At 66.0% G+C, this 16,408-nt stretch carries 18 protein-coding genes; 12 read left to right on the top strand and 6 right to left on the bottom strand.

Features of this window, described 5'->3' with window-relative positions; all coding sequences use genetic code 11:
- Nucleotides 1-17: 17 nt before the first annotated feature.
- Nucleotides 18-1,214 carry a patatin-like phospholipase family protein gene (locus ACYJSS_RS07515; RefSeq protein WP_111260473.1) on the top strand — a complete coding sequence of 399 codons (1,197 nt, stop codon included), beginning with the start codon at nt 18-20 and terminating at the stop codon, nt 1,212-1,214.
- On the opposite strand, the gene ACYJSS_RS07520 is transcribed toward ACYJSS_RS07515, so the two are convergent.
- From ACYJSS_RS07520 to ACYJSS_RS07530, 3 genes are all read right to left on the bottom strand, one after another.
- A complete protein-coding gene (locus tag ACYJSS_RS07520) occupies nt 1,211-2,059 on the bottom strand; it encodes a pirin family protein (protein WP_111260474.1) in 849 nt (282 codons plus the stop codon). The two genes, ACYJSS_RS07515 and ACYJSS_RS07520, sit on opposite strands and share 4 nt — an antisense overlap.
- A gap of 140 nt (nt 2,060-2,199) precedes the next feature.
- Entirely contained in the window at nt 2,200-2,967 is a 768-nt protein-coding gene (locus ACYJSS_RS07525; protein ID WP_111260475.1) for an MlaA family lipoprotein, read from the bottom strand.
- Nucleotides 2,960-4,255: an alpha/beta fold hydrolase family protein gene (locus ACYJSS_RS07530; protein ID WP_236204490.1), complete on the bottom strand. Its 1,296-nt coding sequence runs from the start codon at nt 4,253-4,255 to the stop codon at nt 2,960-2,962. Before ACYJSS_RS07530 ends, ACYJSS_RS07525 begins: the two co-directional genes overlap by 8 nt.
- A gap of 237 nt (nt 4,256-4,492) precedes the next feature.
- Between ACYJSS_RS07530 and ACYJSS_RS07535 the strand changes: the two genes are divergently transcribed.
- On the top strand, nt 4,493-4,873 hold the full coding sequence (locus ACYJSS_RS07535) for a hypothetical protein (protein WP_111260477.1): 381 nt from the start codon (nt 4,493-4,495) through the stop codon (nt 4,871-4,873).
- Between the two features lie 403 nt (nt 4,874-5,276).
- Here the strand turns inward: ACYJSS_RS07535 and ACYJSS_RS07540 are convergent, their stop codons facing one another.
- A complete protein-coding gene (locus ACYJSS_RS07540; protein ID WP_236204489.1) occupies nt 5,277-6,827 on the bottom strand; it encodes a glycoside hydrolase family 17 protein in 1,551 nt (516 codons plus the stop codon).
- Between the two features lie 115 nt (nt 6,828-6,942).
- Nucleotides 6,943-7,167, bottom strand: a complete 225-nt coding sequence (locus ACYJSS_RS07545) for a DUF2061 domain-containing protein (protein ID WP_236204488.1) — start codon at nt 7,165-7,167, stop codon at nt 6,943-6,945.
- 228 nt (nt 7,168-7,395) lie between these two features.
- On the opposite strand from ACYJSS_RS07545, the gene ACYJSS_RS07550 reads away from it, so the two are divergent.
- Both ACYJSS_RS07550 and ACYJSS_RS07555 read left to right on the top strand, forming a co-directional pair.
- On the top strand, nt 7,396-7,707 hold the full coding sequence (locus ACYJSS_RS07550; RefSeq protein WP_021221278.1) for a DUF485 domain-containing protein: 312 nt from the start codon (nt 7,396-7,398) through the stop codon (nt 7,705-7,707).
- Nucleotides 7,704-9,371 (top strand): cation acetate symporter, encoded by a 1,668-nt coding sequence (locus ACYJSS_RS07555; RefSeq protein ID WP_111260480.1) that lies wholly within the window; start codon nt 7,704-7,706, stop codon nt 9,369-9,371. The genes ACYJSS_RS07550 and ACYJSS_RS07555 overlap by 4 nt, the downstream gene beginning before the upstream one ends.
- Nucleotides 9,372-9,615: 244 nt before the next feature.
- Here the strand turns inward: ACYJSS_RS07555 and ACYJSS_RS07560 are convergent, their stop codons facing one another.
- Nucleotides 9,616-9,774 (bottom strand): DUF3309 family protein, encoded by a 159-nt coding sequence (locus ACYJSS_RS07560; RefSeq protein WP_021221276.1) that lies wholly within the window; start codon nt 9,772-9,774, stop codon nt 9,616-9,618.
- 221 nt (nt 9,775-9,995) lie between these two features.
- On the opposite strand from ACYJSS_RS07560, the gene ACYJSS_RS07565 reads away from it, so the two are divergent.
- The 8 genes from ACYJSS_RS07565 (at nt 9,996) to ACYJSS_RS07600 (ending at nt 16,397) form a co-directional block, all read left to right on the top strand.
- Complete coding sequence (locus ACYJSS_RS07565) at nt 9,996-10,367, top strand: DUF2784 domain-containing protein (protein ID WP_111260481.1); 372 nt, start codon at nt 9,996-9,998, stop codon at nt 10,365-10,367.
- Nucleotides 10,368-10,503: 136 nt separating this feature from the next.
- On the top strand, nt 10,504-11,316 hold the full coding sequence (locus ACYJSS_RS07570; protein ID WP_111260482.1) for an SDR family oxidoreductase: 813 nt from the start codon (nt 10,504-10,506) through the stop codon (nt 11,314-11,316).
- Nucleotides 11,317-11,526: 210 nt separating this feature from the next.
- Nucleotides 11,527-12,657, top strand: a complete 1,131-nt coding sequence (locus tag ACYJSS_RS07575) for an MFS transporter (RefSeq protein WP_236204487.1) — start codon at nt 11,527-11,529, stop codon at nt 12,655-12,657.
- Between the two features lie 80 nt (nt 12,658-12,737).
- Nucleotides 12,738-13,166 carry a hypothetical protein gene (locus ACYJSS_RS07580; RefSeq protein ID WP_236204486.1) on the top strand — a complete coding sequence of 143 codons (429 nt, stop codon included), beginning with the start codon at nt 12,738-12,740 and terminating at the stop codon, nt 13,164-13,166.
- A 55-nt stretch (nt 13,167-13,221) separates the two neighbouring features.
- Nucleotides 13,222-13,554 (top strand): YnfA family protein, encoded by a 333-nt coding sequence (locus ACYJSS_RS07585; RefSeq protein WP_111260485.1) that lies wholly within the window; start codon nt 13,222-13,224, stop codon nt 13,552-13,554.
- Nucleotides 13,555-13,689: 135 nt separating this feature from the next.
- On the top strand, nt 13,690-13,998 hold the full coding sequence (locus tag ACYJSS_RS07590; RefSeq protein WP_111260486.1) for a hypothetical protein: 309 nt from the start codon (nt 13,690-13,692) through the stop codon (nt 13,996-13,998).
- A gap of 232 nt (nt 13,999-14,230) precedes the next feature.
- The gene (locus ACYJSS_RS07595) at nt 14,231-15,745 is read left to right on the top strand and encodes a sensor domain-containing diguanylate cyclase (RefSeq protein WP_236204485.1); all 1,515 of its coding nucleotides are present in this window, start codon (nt 14,231-14,233) and stop codon (nt 15,743-15,745) included.
- Between the two features lie 226 nt (nt 15,746-15,971).
- A complete protein-coding gene (locus ACYJSS_RS07600) occupies nt 15,972-16,397 on the top strand; it encodes an organic hydroperoxide resistance protein (protein WP_111260488.1) in 426 nt (141 codons plus the stop codon).
- Nucleotides 16,398-16,408: the final 11 nt, after the last annotated feature.

Genomic DNA, 16,408 nt, shown 5'->3' on the forward strand with positions numbered 1-16,408 from the left:
AACCTCGGAAGCCCTCCATGAGTGAACTCGCCGCAGCCAAGCCCGTGACCGGTCTCATCCTCTCGGGCGGCGGTGCGCGAGCGGCCTACCAGGTGGGCGTGCTGGCGGCCATCGCCGACCTGCTGCCCGATGCCATGCACAACCCCTTCCCGGTGATAGTCGGCACCTCCGCCGGCGCCATCAACGCCGTGGGCCTGGCCTGCGGTGCCCTGCATTTCAGCGAGGCGATCCGTCGCCTCACCGCCGTCTGGCAGGGCTTCCACACCCACCAGGTGTACCGCAGCGACTGGCCCGGTGTACTGCGCCAGAGTGCGCGCTTCCTCGGTCACAGCCTGTTGGGGATGAACCGCCACGCACCGGTGGCACTGCTGGACAACACCCCCCTGCGCGGCCTGCTGGAGCGTGAGCTGGACTTCACCGGCATCGCCGCCGCCGTGCGCCTGCGTCAGCTGCGGGCGGTAGCGGTGACGGCCTTCGGCTACGAGTCCGGCCAGGCGGTGACCTTCTACCAGGGGCGCGCCACCATCGACCCCTGGTTCCGCCACCGCCGTGTCGGCGTGCCGACCCGCCTGGGCCTGGACCACCTGCTGGCCAGCGCTGCCATCCCATTGATGTTTCCGCCGGTACGGATCAACCGCGAATACTTCGGCGACGGTGCCGTGCGCCAGTCGGCGCCCATCAGCCCGGCATTGCACCTGGGGGCCAATCGCATCCTGGTGGTGGGGGTGAGCGGCAACCCACGGGTGGGCAACGTCAACGATGGCGTGGTCCGTGCCAACACCGGCAATCCGCCGAGCCTGGCGCAGATCGGCGGGCACATGCTCAACAGCACCTTCATCGACAACCTGGAAAGCGACATCGAACTGCTCGAGCGCATCAACCAGTTGAGCGAGGCGATTCCTGCCGGTCTGCGCCCGCGCAACCTCGGCCTGAAGCCGGTGGAGGTGCTGGTGATCTCGCCGAGCCAGCCGCTGGACACCATCGCCGCGCGCCATCGGAGGGAAATGCCACGGGCGATCCGCACCTTCCTGCGTGGGCCCGGGGCGACCAAGGCCAGCGGCGCCGGGGTGATCAGCTACCTGCTGTTCGAGCCCGGCTATTGCAACGAGCTGATCGAACTGGGCTACCAGGACGCCATGGCGCAAAAGGCCGAACTGCAGGCGTTCCTCGGCCTGGGAGCCATGTCGGCGTCTCCGGTGGAGGGGATCTACTAGCTCGCCAGACGGCCATCGCGGTAATCGCGCAGGGCCTGCTCGATCTCCTCGCGGGTGTTCATCACGAAGGGGCCGTACTGCACGATGGGTTCCCCCAGCGGGCGGCCGGCGAGCAGCAGCACCCGGGCGCCCCCGGCGCTGGCCAGTTCCACTGCACCCCGCTCGGACAGGCGCACCAGGCGACCCCTGGTGACCGGGTTGCCGTTGACGTGCACCTCGCCCTCGTAGACGTAGAGCATCACCCGCAAGCCATCCGCCAGGCGCGGGGCCACGCGTCCGCCGGCCTGCAGTTGCAGGTCGAAGAGTTGGGGATCGGTGTGCGGGCGTTGCACGGCGCCGTCCTGCAGCACATCGCCGTCGTCGAAGCGCCCGGCGATCACCAGGGCATCGACGCCGCCTGCGGTGCGCAGGCGCGGGATCTCCTTCGGGGCGAAGTCCCGGTAGCCCGGGTCACCCAGCTTGTCCTTGCCCGGCAGGTTGAGCCAGATCTGGAAGCCGCGCATCACGCCTTCCTCCTGCTCCGGCATCTCGCTGTGGATGATGCCGCGCGCGGCGGTCATCCACTGCACGCCGCCGTTCTCCAGCAGGCCGACGTTGCCCAGGTGATCCTCGTGGCGCATGCGCCCCTCGATCATGTAGGTGATGGTCTCGAAGCCGCGGTGGGGGTGGGGCGGGAAGCCCGCGACGTAGTCGTCCGGGTTGGCCGAGCCGAATTCGTCGAGCATCAGGAAGGGGTCGAAGCGCGGGATGCCCTGTTCGGCGAAGACGCGGATCAGGTTGACCCCGGCGCCATCGGAAGCGGGCTGGCCGGGGCGTTGTTCGATGATCTGGCGGTAGGTGCTCATGGGGCCTCCTTGGAAATGGATGAGGCGATGCTAATCCAAGGAATCGGATGAATGGTGCGTGATTTTGCGTGTTTCTGATCGAATCTCTGGATGGGTTTTAGCCGCTGCAGGCCGGCTTCACCCGGCCTGCAGCGCCACTGTCACTCGGCGATCTGCAGCTTGCGCGACTCGGTATAGACGTAGCGGATCTTCTCGTACTCGAAGGGTGAGTTGAGCTGGCCGTAGCGGAAGCTCGTGGTGTAGCGCTTGTCCACCGCCCGCAGCAGGCTGATCTCCGGGTGGTCGCGGCTGACCTCGGGCACGTTGAGGAAGTTGATCTGGTTGTCTGCCACGAAGTCCACCACCAGGCCGCCGGTGTCGCGCAGGTTGGAGGGGCCGAGGATCGGCAGCATCAGGTAGGGCCCGGCACCGAGGCCGTAGAAGCCCAGGGTCTGGCCGAAGTCCTCGCTCTGCTTGGGCAGGCCCATCATCGTGGCCGGGTCCCAGAGCCCGGCCACGCCGAGGGTGGTGTTGAGCAGCAGGCGGCCGGTGACCTCCATCGAACGCTGGCCCTTGAACTGCAACAGGCTGTTGAGCAGGTTGGGCACGTCCCCGAGGTTGCTGAAGAAGTTGCTCACGCCGCTGCGCACGAAGCCGGGGGTGACGTAGGTGTAGCCGCGCACCACGGGCAGGAACACCCATTGGTCGAAGCGGTAGTTGAAGTGGTACACGCGCCGGTTCCAGGACTCCAGCGGGTCGTACACCTCCAGGGCATCGAAGGTGGAGCGCTCGAATTCGCGCTGGTCGAGCCCGGGGTTGAACTGCAGCCGCTGGAGCGGCTCGGTGAAGCCGTCCGGCTCCTGGCGCTCATCGGCGAGAAGGGGGGCGCTGGCCAGCAGCAGGGCGAGGAGGAGGGCGTGCTTAGCCACGGAAGAACTCCAGCATGGCGTCGCTGTTGACGCGGTAGTTGAGGTTGCCGCAGTGGCCGCCCAGGGGGTAGACGGTCAGGCGGTCGCCGAAGGTGCGGCGCAGGAAGCCCAGGTCGCCGGGGCCGAGGATGACGTCGTCGGCGTTGTGCATGACGGCGATCTTCCGGCTCTGCTTCAGGTAGTCCTCCAGCGCGTACAGGCTCACCTGGTTGATCAGCTGGGTCAGGCTGCCGCCATCGAAGCGGGCGCGCCAGAAGGGGATCAGCTGCTCGGTGATGTAGCAGTCGAAGTCGCACTGCAATGCACGCTTGAAGAAGGGCGTGAGGCTGGTGCCCTCGGTGATCGGCAGCTTCACCGGGGTGATCAGGCCGCGGCGGTTGATCAGGTCCGAGGTGAAGGCGATGTCCGAGGAGGAGAAACGGAAGGAGGTGCCGATCAGCATCGCCATCTGCTCGTCCGAGAGCTTCTGCTTGGATTGCTGGAAGTCGTAGAGCAGGGCGTCGTTGAGGTCGACGTAGCCGCGCTGCTGGAAGTAGCGGGTCAGCTTGCCCAGCACCACCTGGTAGAAGGTGGTGTTGTTGTCGATGCCCTTGACCCGGGTCTGTACCAGGCGGTCGAGGTTGCTGATGGAGGTGTACAGGTTCACCGGCGGGTTGAGCAGCAGCACGCGCTTGAAGTTGAAGCTGCGGCGCGTCTCGTCGAGCTTGCTGACGAAGGCGGCGTTGAGGGCGCCAAGGCTGTAGCCGGTGAGGTGGTACTCGGTGACCGGCAGCTTCGGATGCTGGGCGCGCACGGCCTGCATCACCCGGTAGAGATCGTCGGCGTCCTCGTTGGAAAGACCCGGCGTGGCGAAGCGCGAGGCGGCGGCCATGAAGTCGTAGCTGGTGGGCGAGGACAGCTGCACCACGTGGAAGCCGGCGCCATAGAACAGCCGCTTCAGGTACTCGGTGAGGGTGCTGGAGTAGTGCGCACCGGTGCCGGCGATGATGAAGATCAGCGGGGCGGGGTGATCCTGCCGGGCCAGGCGGTAGCGCAGGGTCTTCACCGGCCAGAAGTTGTCCGGCAGCTTGAACTCGCGCTCGGGGCGCAGCTTGAGGTCGTAGTCGGCCTGGTCGATGTCGTCATCGGCGGGCAGGTCCGGGCGCAGCTCCGGCGGGGTGGTGGCGATGGTGGCTTCGAACGGGTTGGTCAGCGGGAAGCCATAGCCGGCGGCCTCTATATCGGCCGCCCACAGCGGGGCACTCAGTAGCAGGCTGCCCAGGAAGGCAGCGAGGCGGAAACGGAGCATGAGGTTCAAGTCCCTTTGCAGGATGTCGGGCTGAGGGGATACCGATGCTATGACAAGTGCGGGCTCGCCAAAGTGCCGCGAGGGAAGGCGAAATGCCTTCACCCGTGGCGCCGGACAGCATGCACCCGGCGCAACGGCGGGTCCAGATGTCTTGTTAGCGCTGTTTACAGACTTTGTCTTGCATAAGGCGAGCGTGCGTTTATCCTTGGCGCCGCTTTCAATTCTTCGGAGAGAACCATGTCACGCCGTCTGCCCCTGATCATCCTGCTGGTGGTCCTGTCGCTCTGGCTGGCGGCCAGCTATGGCCTGCGCTACGCACTCATGGAGGACGGCCAGTGGGTCGGCCTGTGCGCCGAGAACGCCCAGCGCTGGGAGTGCGAACTGCGCGCCGGCCTCGGCCTGCTGATCCATTTCCGCGTCATCGCCTGGAGCGCCCTGGTGCTGTCGCTGATCGCCTTCTTCGTGCCCGGCCGCGCCGGTTGGGGCCTGGGTGTGGCCGCCATGCTCTTCGCCTTGCCGGCCCTGGTCCTCTACAGCGCCAGCCTCGGCGTGTTCGCCATCGTCATCGCCGCCCTGCGTCTGGTGCGCGCCCCGCGTGGTGGGCTTAGCATCGCCTGAACCCTCGGTGCGGGATGGAAAAAGGACGCTTCGGCGTCCTTTTTTTCGGCTGTGGGTCGGGGGCGACAGGGCCGGGTTCGTCGGCTTCTTTGCGTCGGGCTGTGTAGGGTGGATGGCGCTCTTCTCATCCACCAGTCGGTGCTGCTGGAGGCACCCTGCAGTGGCAGCCCTGCGGCCTGCTTGGCGACTGAAGTCGCCCCTGCATTGCGTGGGTGAGCCTGTAGGTCGGGTGCAACCCGGTGTTTGTGTGCGGGATGCCCTGGGGCGTTACCGTGGGAGCGAACTCATTCGCGAAATGCCCTGCCCGCTGCATCGCGGTTGAAACCGCTCTCACGGAGGCGAACCGGTTTTCGCGGGCAATGAAAAAGGGATGCCGAGGCATCCCTTTTTCGTTGCATCCGGCTTAGCGGCCGAGGCGCAGGCTGCGTACCAGGGCGAGGGTCAGCAGCAGGGCGGTGGCGGCCCAGCCGATCGCCTGGATGTTGCCCAGGGTCTCCTCGACCAGCTGCGGGATGATGCCCAGGCCGACGAACAGCGCCAGCAGGGCGATCTCGCGACGCGGCGCCTTCACCGGGCGGCACAGGTAGACCACCGCCGGCAGCAGCAGCGCGGCGCTGGGGAAGCTGCGGTAGCGGGCGTCGAACACCAGGGCCAGCATCAGCACGGCACCGGCGAAGCCGGCGGCGCACAGCCACCAGGCGGCGCGGGCGTCGAGCCAGGCGAACAGGCGGCCACGGACACCTTCACGGGTCGACAGGGCCAGGGCGCCATGGGCCAGCACCACCAGGTTGAGGCCGACGATGAAGGCCGCCCAGGCCCATTCCCCGGCGAAGCGGGCGGTGATGCGCGCCAGTTCCGCCCACATGCCGATGCAGCCGGCGCCGAGCGCGGCCAGCAGGGGCAGCAGCAGGGCGGCGCGGCTGGAGGCGGGGCGCCCGGCCAGGGCCAGGGTGAAGACGAAGATCAGCCCGCTGACACCCAGCCACAGCGGCCAGTTCGGCAGGTTGGAGACGGGGCCGGCGAGCACGCCCTTTTCCGTGCGGTCGGCGCTGAACAGCCCCCAGTAGCCGCCGACGGCGCCTTCGCTCTCGCGCTTCCAGGGCTGGTCGAAGGCTTCGATCAGGTTGTAGCGCCAGCCGTTCTCCTCGGCCATGTGCACGAAGCCACGGATGAACAGGGCTTCGTTGACGCGGCTGGGCAGGGCGGTCTCGCGCTGGCGGCCTTCGCTGGGCCAGCCGGTCTCGCCGATCATGATGTCCTTGGGGGCGAAGCGCTTGCCGAACTCCTCGCGGATGTCCCGCACGTGTGCCAGTGCCTCGTCGATGCCGGCCGGGTCGTCTTCCCAGTAGGGCAGCAGGTGGATGGTGAGGAAGTCCACGGCCGGGGCGACCTCGGGGTGCTTGAGCCAGAACTCCCACACGTCCGCATAGGTGACCGGCTGCTGGACCTGGGCCTTCACCTGGCCAATCAGCCTGGCCAGCTGGGCGCCGGTGACTTCCTTGCGCAGCAGGGTCTCGTTGCCGACGATCACCGCCTCGACCACGTCGGGGTTGGCGTTGGCGGCCTTGATCAACGCATCGATTTCCTTGCCGGTGTCCACCGGGTTGCCGTTGACCCAGGCGCCGAGCATCAGCTTCAGGCCGTGCTTGCGAGCCAGCTCCGGGATGGCCTCGAGGCCGGTCATGGAGTAGGTGCGCACGCAATGGAAACGGGTGGCGAGCAGTTCCAGGTCCGCGTCCATGCGCTCGGGGCGCAGGACGAAGGGCTGGTCGAAGGGCGACTGGTCCTTGTCGAACGGGCTGTAGGAGGCGCATTGGAGCTTGTGCGTCGGGGTCGCCGCGTCAGGCAGGATCACCGGCTTGCCCTGGCCGTACCAGAGGGCGGCGAGCAGCAACAGGGCGGCGATCGAGGCAAGCAGGTAGGGCAGAACGGGGAATCGGCTGGTCGGGCTCATTGGGCTAGGTGCGCGTGGCGACAAAGCCGCGCATCTTAGCGGATTCAAGGGTTCGGTAGGAATGCGCTGACCCCCTGTGAACTGGTTTCAGCGCATTACTGGGCCGCCGCCCACGTCAGGCGTGCTGGTGCAGCCAGGTGTGCCGCCGCGTGCCGGTGCCTTCGGCCTTGGTCTTCTCGAAGCGCTTCCAGAGTTTTTCGTGGAAGTGGAAGCCCACGGAGTTGACCAGTGGCTCGACGATGGCCACCAGCCCGCCGATGGCCACGCTGCCGGTGAGTGCGTAGGCGACGCTGAAGGCGATGGCGAAGTGCATGACGGTGAAGGTGACGGTCTTGAGCATGATGGGCCTCCCCTCAGATGGGAATGATTCCTGGTTGCGTGCAGATTAGGTGGGCTCATCCATGCAAGGAAGTTTGTATTGGAGATGGTGCTGATAGATTCGCTTTATGAGTCACCTACGACCTTGGTCGAGAAAGCGCCGGCGCTACGACTAAGGTCGTCTGTTGCCTGTGTACGAGCGTTCTAGAGTTGTTTTCACCACTAACGTGCTGTGTAGAGGACAACAACAATGAACGACAGCATCTACCAGCGGATTCACGAGAATCCGCGCTTCCAGGAGTTGGTCGCCAAGCGCGAACGCTTCGCCTGGATTCTCTCCGCCATCATGCTGGGCCTGTACCTGGCCTTCATCCTGCTCATCGCCTTCGAGCCCCAGGTACTCGGCACCAAGCTCAGCCCGGGCTCCTCCATCACCTGGGGCATCCCGATCGGTGTCGGCCTGATCGTCTCCGCCTTCGTGCTCACCGGCATCTACGTGCGCCGCGCCAATGGCGAGTTCGACCGCCTGAACCGTGAAGTCCTGAAGGAGGCGCAGCAATGATCGCGCGCATTCTCTCCATCTGCGGCATCGTCGGCCTGATGGCCGTGGCCCCGGCCCTGTGGGCCGCCGGCGCGCTGGAAGGCGACGTGCAGCGCCAGCCGCTGAACGTTTCCGCCATCGTCATGTTCGTGGCCTTCGTCGGCTTCACCCTCTACATCACCTACTGGGCGTCCAAGCGCAGCAAGTCGACCGCCGACTTCTACACCGCCGGCGGCAGCATCACCGGTTTCCAGAACGGCCTGGCGATCGCCGGTGACTACATGTCCGCGGCGTCCTTCCTGGGTATTTCCGCCCTGGTCTACACCTCCGGCTACGACGGCCTGATCTACTCGATCGGCTTCCTCGTCGGCTGGCCGGTGATCCTCTTCCTGATCGCCGAGCGCCTGCGCAACCTGGGCAAGTACACCTTCGCCGACGTTGCCTCCTACCGCCTCAAGCAGAAGGAAATCCGCACCCTGTCCGCCTGCGGTTCGCTGGTGGTGGTGGCTTTCTACCTGATCGCGCAGATGGTCGGTGCCGGCAAGCTGATCGAGCTGCTGTTCGGCCTGAACTACCACGTGGCCGTGGTGCTTGTCGGCGTGCTGATGGTGCTGTACGTGCTGTTCGGCGGCATGCTGGCCACCACCTGGGTGCAGATCATCAAGGCGGTGATGCTGCTGTCCGGTGCCTCCTTCATGGCGATCATGGTGCTCAAGCACGTCAACTTCGACATCGGCATGCTGTTCAGCGAGGCCATCAAGGTCCACCCGAAAGGCGAGGCCATCATGAGCCCCGGCGGCCTGGTCAAGGACCCGATCTCGGCGATCTCCCTCGGCCTGGCGCTGATGTTCGGCACCGCCGGCCTGCCGCACATCCTGATGCGCTTCTTCACCGTCAGCGATGCCAAGGAAGCCCGTAAATCGGTGTTCTTCGCCACCGGCTTCATCGGCTACTTCTACATCCTGACCTTCATCATCGGCTTCGGCGCGATCCTGCTGGTCAGCACCAACCCGGACTTCAAGGACGCCACCGGCGCACTGCTGGGCGGCAACAACATGGCAGCGGTGCACCTGGCCAACGCCGTGGGCGGCAGCCTGTTCCTCGGCTTCATCTCGGCCGTGGCCTTCGCCACCATCCTCGCGGTGGTCGCCGGCCTGACCCTGGCCGGTGCCTCGGCGGTCTCCCACGACCTTTACGCCTCGGTGTTCAAGAAAGGCAAGGCCAACGAGAAGGATGAGCTGCGCGTATCGAAGATCACCACCGTCGCGCTCGGCGTCCTGGCCATTGGCCTGGGCATCCTGTTCGAGAAGCAGAACATCGCCTTCATGGTCGGCCTGGCCTTCTCCATCGCGGCGAGCTGCAACTTCCCGGTGCTGATCCTCTCCATGTACTGGAAGAAGCTGACCACCCGTGGCGCCATGATCGGCGGCTGGCTGGGCCTGGTCACCGCGGTTGGCCTGATGATCCTCGGCCCGACCATCTGGGTGCAGATCCTCGGCCATGCCGAAGCCATCTACCCCTATGAGTACCCGGCGCTGTTCTCGATCCTGGTGGCCTTCGTGGGTATCTGGTTCTTCTCCATCACCGACAAGTCCGCCGCTGCAGACGAGGAGCGCGCACGCTTCTTCCCGCAGTTCGTCCGTTCGCAGACCGGCCTGGGGGCCAGCGGCGCCGTCGCCCACTGATCCACGCAAGACTCCGTGCACATTGGGCAGCCTTCGGGCTGCCCTTTTTGTTTGGCGCGCGGTCTGGCCAGGGGCGACAGGGGCCGCCTGCGAGGACGCTCGTTCAGGGATGGGGTGGCGAGAGGTGCCGATGATTTGCGAGTGCGGCAAAGGGCTTGCGAGGGAAGGGGGTGAAGAGAGCAGTGGGGGAGGTCGCTCGCCCCACAGACCACATCCGCCAACGTGGCCCGTGAGAGAGCGGTCGTCAGATCCTGCCCAGTATCATCAGCACCAGCAGGATGATCAGCAGGGTACCGATGATGCCCGAGGGGCCGTAACCCCAGCCACGGGAGTGGGGGAACACCGGCAGGCCGCCAATGAGCAGCAGGATCAGGATGACGAGCAGAATGGTACTGATACCCATGGTGGAACTCCTTCTATGGACCTTGTTCTTGGACGTCCCGGTGCGGCCGCACGGCGCGTGCATCGCTGCATGCAAAACCTGTGGCCGCTCCTGTAGATTCCGACTTCGCCTGATTTGCAAAGGTTCATGAAAGATTCTTGCGTGGGCGCTTTTGACCAGCAAAAACAATGGCTTGCCGACTATCGGAAGTTAGGGTGGCCAGATGACACGGAGGCAGCAGGATGCTCTACCGGATCGCCGCGGACGCGGTGGTGCTCTTCCACCTGGGGTTCATCGTCTTCGTCCTGCTGGGGGGGCTGCTGGTGCTGCGCTGGCCGAGGCTGGCGCTTGTGCACCTGCCCGCCGCCTGCTGGGGCGTGACCGTCGAATGGCTGCACCTGATCTGCCCGCTCACGCCGCTGGAGAATGCGCTGCGCCGCGCGGCCGGTGAGCAGGGCTACCAGGGCGGCTTCATCGAGCACCACGTGCTGCCGGTGATCTACCCGGCGGGCCTGACGCCGGGCATCCAGCTCTGGCTCGGCGGCATCGTCGTCGGGCTCAACCTGCTCGTTTACGGCCTTCTCCTGGCGCGCGTGCTGCGTCGTTCGCGCTAGCGCCTGGCGAGGGGCTGCGCAAGGCGTCGATGCATTGATTTGCCCCCGTCATTCAGCGCCCTGATTTCGCGCTGCGGTGCAGGGTGCCTCGCTAAACTGCGGGCACCAACGCACATACCAAGAAGGCAACCTCACCATGCAGAACCGCATCATGATCACCGGCGCTGGCTCCGGTCTGGGCCGTGAGATCGCCCTGCGCTGGGCCCGCGAAGGCAGCAAGCTGGCCCTTTCCGACGTCAATGAGCCCGGGCTCGCGGAAACCCTGGCACTGGTTCGCGAAGCGGGCGGCGACGGCTTCACCCAGCGCTGCGACGTGCGCGACTACAGCCAGCTCACCGCCTTCGCCCAGGCCTGCGAGCAGAAGCTCGGCGGCATCGACATCATCGTCAACAACGCGGGTGTCGCCTCCGGCGGCTTCTTCGAGGAACTGTCCCTGGAGGACTGGGACTGGCAGATCGCGATCAACCTGATGGGCGTGGTCAAGGGCTGCAAGGCCTTCCTGCCGCTGCTGCAGCGCAGCAAGGGCCGCATCGTCAACATCGCCTCCATGGCGGCGTTGATGCAGGGCCCGGCGATGAGCAACTACAACGTGGCCAAGGCCGGTGTGGTGGCGCTGTCGGAAAGCCTGCTGATCGAGCTCAAGCAGGAAGGCATCGGCGTCCACGTGGTCTGCCCGTCGTTCTTCCAGACCAACCTGCTGGACTCCTTCCGTGGCCCGACCCCGGCCATGAAGCAACAGGTGGGCAAGCTGCTGGAAAGCTCGCCGATCAGCGCTGCCGATATCGCCGACTACATCTACGACGAAGTGGCTGCCGGCACCTTCATGATCCTGCCCCACGAGCAGGGCCGCATGGCCTGGGCGGTGAAGCAGAAGAACCCGCAGATGCTCTACGACGAGATGGCCAGCATGTCGGACAAGATGCGCGCGAAGGGCCGCCAGCAGGCCTGAGCCCGCCCGACCCGGCTCCACAGCCCGTGGAGCCGGCTTTCTCGCCCGCTGGGTTCCACCCGGGGGGGGATGATTTTCTGTCCGCTCGGTCAGATTATGCGTGCCGACGTCTTGCCCGGCTGCGCTTTCGCAGAGTAGGGTTGCACCCCCCGGCGTAGATGCCGACGACCTTCTGGACTGTCTGTGAAACCTGCTTCCCGAGCCCTTTTCATGCTGGCTCTGGTGCTGGCGGCGATCAACCTGCGCCCCGGCATCACCTCCCTCGCTCCCTTGATCGAACGCATCGCCAGCGAACTCGACCTAAGCCGTGGCCTGATCAGCCTCACCACCGCGCTGCCGGTGCTGTGCATGGGCCTGCTGGCGCCCCTGGCGCCGCGCCTGGCCATGCGCTTCGGCCTGGAGCGGGTGATCGCCCTGTGCCTGCTGCTCATCGTCATCGCCTGCGGCGTGCGCGTCGCCGGTCACGCCAGCGCGGTGCTGATCGGCAGCGCGGTGCTGCTGGGGGCCGGCATCGCCATTGCCGGGCCATTGGTGTCGGGCTTCATCAAGCGCCACTTCCATGACCGGGTCGGCCGGGTGGTCGCCTGGTATTCCCTGAGCATGACGATCGGTGGCGCGTCCGGCGCGGTACTCACCGAGCCGGTGACCCAGGCGCTGGCCAACCAGTGGTCGATGGGCCTGGCGTTCTGGGCCTTGCCGGCGCTGGCGGCGACCGTGCTCTGGCTGTTCCTGCCCAACCGCGCGGAGACGGCCAGCGAGGCCGGTGGCTCCGGCGGGCTGCCCTGGGGCGAGCCGCGCGCCTGGCTGATCACCGCCTTCTTCGCCATCCAGGCCGGGCTGTTCTACGCCCTCACCACCTGGCTGGTGGCGCGCTACCACGAGGCCGGCTTCAGCGTGCTGCGCAGCAACAGCCTGTTCAGCCTGTTCATGCTGGTGGGGCTGCCCAGTGCTTTCATCCTGCCGTGGCTGGCCCAGCGCTACGACAATCGCTACTCGCTGCTGCTCGGCTGCGGCATCACCAGCTCGCTGTGCCTGGGGATGATCACCTTCGCCCCCGGCCTGTACCCCGAGGTCTGGGCGGTGCTGCTGGGGCTGGGACTGTCCGGCTCCTTCGCGCTGTCCATGGTGCTGCCGCTCTATGAGGTGCACACCTCGCTGGCGGTGAGCCGCTGGACGGCGATGATGCTCTTCGCCGGGTACAGCCTGGGCAGCCTGACGCCGGTGCTCGCCGGCCTCGGCCGCGACCTGGGGGGCAACTACCGGTTGCCCTTCATGGTCTTCACCGGCCTGGCGGTGACCATGTGCGTGCTGGCCTGGTTGCTGGGGCGCCGCAAGGCCTGATCGCGGAAATCGGCGGCAATTCCTTTCCTGCCTGGCAGCCCTGTGATAGAAGGCTGCCACTGTTTTCCTGGAGTGCTCGCGTGGACTCTGAATCCATCGTCTATGGCTGCATCCGTGACTGGCCGTCGGACGACGACGAGGTGCGGCAACTGCGTCGCGCGACCAACCGCCGTGTGATCGAAAGCCTGCCCGCCGGCGACATCTGGCCCTTCCTCGGGCGCGAGATGTTCTCCTTCAGCGTCCACCCCGGGCAGGGGCTCTACCAGACCCAGGTGATCCATTTCGGTGCCAGCTACGCCGCGGTGGAGTACGAGTGGAACCTCTGGGTGCAGCAGTTCGAGGCCCTGCTCAAGCAACTCTACTGGGGCAGCGCGGTGGTGCACCTGGAAACCGAACTCAACGGCACCCACACCTTCCGCTGGGAAAGCGAGCAGGGCTTCCACAGCCCCCAGGAAGCCAACCTGCGCGTGCGCTGCGCCTGGGAGCGCGAGGGCGCGTTGCGCGGCTGAGAGAATGCGCGTGCTGCGCCGCACGGCACCATCGGATTCGACGGGGACATCGTCCATGCTCAACTACCTCTGGTTCTTCCTCGCCGCGCTGTTCGAAATCGCCGGCTGCTACGCGTTCTTCATGTGGCTGCGCCTGGACCGCAGCGCCTGGTGGATCGCCCCCGGCCTGTTCAGCCTGCTGTGCTTCGCGCTGTTGCTGACCCGCGTCGAGGCGGCCTACGCCGGGCGCGCCTATGCGGCCTACGGGGGCATCTACATCATCACCTCGCTGCTCTGGCTGGGCCTGGTGGAGCGCACCCGCCCGCTGGCCAGCGACTGGCTGGGTGCGGCGCTCTGCGTCGCGGGGGCGTTGGTCATCCTGCTGGGTCCGCGCTTCTCCCAGAGTTGAGGCGACCCGTGCTTTCGTCGAATCCTGATACAGATGGGGGTGGCAAGGCGCACCCGGGCTGCTAGATTTTCGTCCTCGGTGTCGATCATCCTTTCGCCAGGCCCGGCTACCCAACAAGAACAGGACGGACCCGCCATGGATACGTGTCAGAGCATTTCCGCTGCTGAACTGAAGAACCTGGTCCACCAGCAGCTGCACGACTGTTCCCCTGCCCAGCAGGTGGTGTTCGCCGCCTGTCGCGTTCCCTTCTATGCCCAACCCCGGTTGCGTTATGGCGAGCTGGAGCAGGTCCTGGTGGTTGCCGAGCTGCCCGGCGGTTTCCTTTTCTTCGAGGAGACGAACGAAGCCTTCGGCCTCGGCGTGGTCGACGAACACGGCGTACTGCATTGCCAGGGTCATCATCCGCTGGCGCTCAACCTGGCGCTGACTCGCGCCGGCTTCTAACGCCGCTGCACCCGATCTTCATCATTCACTGGCCGCCCGCGAAGGTGTGCGCCCGTGCGCAATCGCGTAGCATCGCGCCTCCGTAGTGGCACTTTGAGATCCCGTGCCCCTGCCGCGTCATTTCTGCCTGCCCCGGCACCGCTGGCTAAGCTTTCTGTCTGATGCCCCGACGCCGTCGCAACCACCCGTAACGACAGACACCCGGTTCTGCCGGCCCATAGAGGAGCGAGGGATGGAGAAAGTAGAAGCCAAACGCCTCGCGCCGTTCCTGCGAACGCGCCTGGCCCTCTGGCTGGCCTACTTCCTGATCCTGTTCGGTGGCGCGGTGGCCATCGGCGTCAATCTCTACCAGGTGCTCGACTCCCGCGCGCACTACCTGTCCGAGGCGGACAAGTCCAACGCCAACCTCGCCTACTCGGTCTCCCAGCACGCCGAGGAAACCATCAAGGAGGCCGACCTGATCCTCAGCGGCCTGGTCTACCTGCTGGAGAGCCGCGACGCCGGCGACCGCCAGGGCATCGACGGCCTGATCAGCGCCTACAAGCTGCGGGCCCAGCAGCTGTCCGGCATCTACGTGTTCGACCGCGACGGCCGCTGGAGCCACTACACCAGCGCGCCGCCGTCGCCGACCACCCGCAACGCCGACCAGGAGTACTTCCAGCATCACCTCAACTCGGTGAGCCGCGACATCGAGGTCAGCTCGCCGGTGCAGAGCCGCTCCACCGGCGAATGGGTCCTGCCCATCTCGCGGCGCATCAACGGCCGGCATGGCGAATTCGACGGCGTGGTGCTGGCGACCCTCCGCATCAGCTATTTCAACGCCTTCTACAAGGACTTCGACATCGGCCGCAACGGCGCCATCCTGCTCGCCGAGAACGACGGCACGCTGGTGGTGCGGCGGCCGTTCATGGAGCCGGGCACCGGCAACCTGCTCGACAGCCCGCTGTTCATGGATGACCTGAAGAACTCGCCGGTAGGCACCGGCTCCGGCCTTTCCAGCCTCGATGGCCGTGAGCGCGTGTACGCCTACCGGGTGCTGGACGGCTACCCGCTGCTGGTGGTGGCGGCGATGCAGAAGAGCGAAGTGCTCACCGAGTGGCGAGACAAGGCGGTGGTGCTGGTGACCCTGGTGACGGCGCTGGTGCTGGCACTGGTGATCATCGGACTGGTGCTGGTGCGACGTACCCGGGAACGCCTGCTGGCGGCGCGCAGCATCCAGCTGGAGAACGAGGAGCTGTCGCAACTGGCCGCCATCGACGCGCTCACCGGCATCGCCAATCGGCGGCAGTTCGACAAGACCCTCTTTGAGGAATTCCAGCGCGCGGCGATCATCCGCCAGCCCATCTCGCTGCTGATGATCGATGTCGACAACTTCAAGCTGTTCAACGACACCTACGGCCACCGCGCCGGCGATCTCTGCCTCAAGGCGGTGAGCGAGGCGCTGAAGGTGATCAAAATCCGCTCGACCGACCTCATCGCCCGCTATGGTGGCGAGGAATTCGCCATCATCCTGCCGCACACCGCGCCGGCCGGCGCCCAGGTGATCGCCGAGAGCGTACGCGAGGCCGTGGAGATGAAGCAGATCGAACACCTCAGCGCCCAGGCGGGGGTGGTCACGGTGAGCATCGGTATCCACAGCATGATCCCCAGGCCCGGCGACCTCCCGGAAACGCTCATCCAGAGCGCGGACTCGGCGCTCTACGCCGCCAAGCATTCCGGGCGCAACAAGGTCCGCAGCTTCGGCTGAACTCGCCTCGCGCCTCCAATCCCTCGCCCCGATGCGCCTCGATCCCGGCGCCAGGCCACGCCATGCGTGCTTATGCCCGGAATCTGGCGGGCCTATTCCCAATTCTTCTTGAAATAAATATTGCGCGCAAAATAAAAGCGCACTAATGTTCGCTCCATGGAATCGCTTAGCGCACAAATCTACAGCGAACCAAATAAACCCGGATCACTCTCACGAGGAACACACCATGAGCATCGAAAACGTCCTGTACCGCGCCTATGCAGAAGCCACCGGTGGCCGTGAAGGCCGCGCCATCTCCTCCGACGGCGTCCTCGACGTCTCGCTGACCACCCCGCGTGAGCTGGGCGGCGCGGGCGGCGCAGGCACCAACCCCGAGCAACTGTTCGCCGCCGGCTACTCGGCCTGCTTCCTCGGCGCGATCAAGTTCGTCGGAGCCCGTGACAAGTACGCGGTCCCGGCGGACGCCTCCATCGAAGGCATCGTCGGCATCGGCGCGATTCCCACCGGTTTCGGCATCGAGGTGGAGCTGCAGATCAGCCTGCCGGGCATGGACAAGGACCAGGCGCGTGAGCTGATCGACAAGGCCCACATCGTCTGCCCGTACTCCAACGCCACCCGCGGCAACATCGACGTCACCCTGACCCTGGTCTGAGGCGACGGTGG

The sequence above is a fragment of the Pseudomonas sp. No.21 genome (assembly GCF_054558415.1).

What these genes read in the sequence shown, in the direction of transcription:
- ACYJSS_RS07590 (WP_111260486.1), top strand. Translation starts at nt 13,690, where the DNA reads ATGGATACGTGTCAGAGCATTTCCGCTGCTGAACTGAAGAACCTGGTC.
- ACYJSS_RS07545 (WP_236204488.1), bottom strand. Translation starts at nt 7,167, where the DNA reads ATGCTCAAGACCGTCACCTTCACCGTCATGCACTTCGCCATCGCCTTC.
- ACYJSS_RS07575 (WP_236204487.1), top strand. Translation starts at nt 11,527, where the DNA reads ATGCTGGCTCTGGTGCTGGCGGCGATCAACCTGCGCCCCGGCATCACC.
- ACYJSS_RS07585 (WP_111260485.1), top strand. Translation starts at nt 13,222, where the DNA reads ATGCTCAACTACCTCTGGTTCTTCCTCGCCGCGCTGTTCGAAATCGCC.
- ACYJSS_RS07540 (WP_236204489.1), bottom strand. Translation starts at nt 6,827, where the DNA reads ATGAGCCCGACCAGCCGATTCCCCGTTCTGCCCTACCTGCTTGCCTCG.
- ACYJSS_RS07550 (WP_021221278.1), top strand. Translation starts at nt 7,396, where the DNA reads ATGAACGACAGCATCTACCAGCGGATTCACGAGAATCCGCGCTTCCAG.
- ACYJSS_RS07570 (WP_111260482.1), top strand. Translation starts at nt 10,504, where the DNA reads ATGCAGAACCGCATCATGATCACCGGCGCTGGCTCCGGTCTGGGCCGT.
- ACYJSS_RS07600 (WP_111260488.1), top strand. Translation starts at nt 15,972, where the DNA reads ATGAGCATCGAAAACGTCCTGTACCGCGCCTATGCAGAAGCCACCGGT.
- ACYJSS_RS07560 (WP_021221276.1), bottom strand. Translation starts at nt 9,774, where the DNA reads ATGGGTATCAGTACCATTCTGCTCGTCATCCTGATCCTGCTGCTCATT.
- ACYJSS_RS07520 (WP_111260474.1), bottom strand. Translation starts at nt 2,059, where the DNA reads ATGAGCACCTACCGCCAGATCATCGAACAACGCCCCGGCCAGCCCGCT.
- ACYJSS_RS07535 (WP_111260477.1), top strand. Translation starts at nt 4,493, where the DNA reads ATGTCACGCCGTCTGCCCCTGATCATCCTGCTGGTGGTCCTGTCGCTC.
- ACYJSS_RS07530 (WP_236204490.1), bottom strand. Translation starts at nt 4,255, where the DNA reads ATGCTCCGTTTCCGCCTCGCTGCCTTCCTGGGCAGCCTGCTACTGAGT.
- ACYJSS_RS07515 (WP_111260473.1), top strand. Translation starts at nt 18, where the DNA reads ATGAGTGAACTCGCCGCAGCCAAGCCCGTGACCGGTCTCATCCTCTCG.
- ACYJSS_RS07565 (WP_111260481.1), top strand. Translation starts at nt 9,996, where the DNA reads ATGCTCTACCGGATCGCCGCGGACGCGGTGGTGCTCTTCCACCTGGGG.
- ACYJSS_RS07555 (WP_111260480.1), top strand. Translation starts at nt 7,704, where the DNA reads ATGATCGCGCGCATTCTCTCCATCTGCGGCATCGTCGGCCTGATGGCC.
- ACYJSS_RS07595 (WP_236204485.1), top strand. Translation starts at nt 14,231, where the DNA reads ATGGAGAAAGTAGAAGCCAAACGCCTCGCGCCGTTCCTGCGAACGCGC.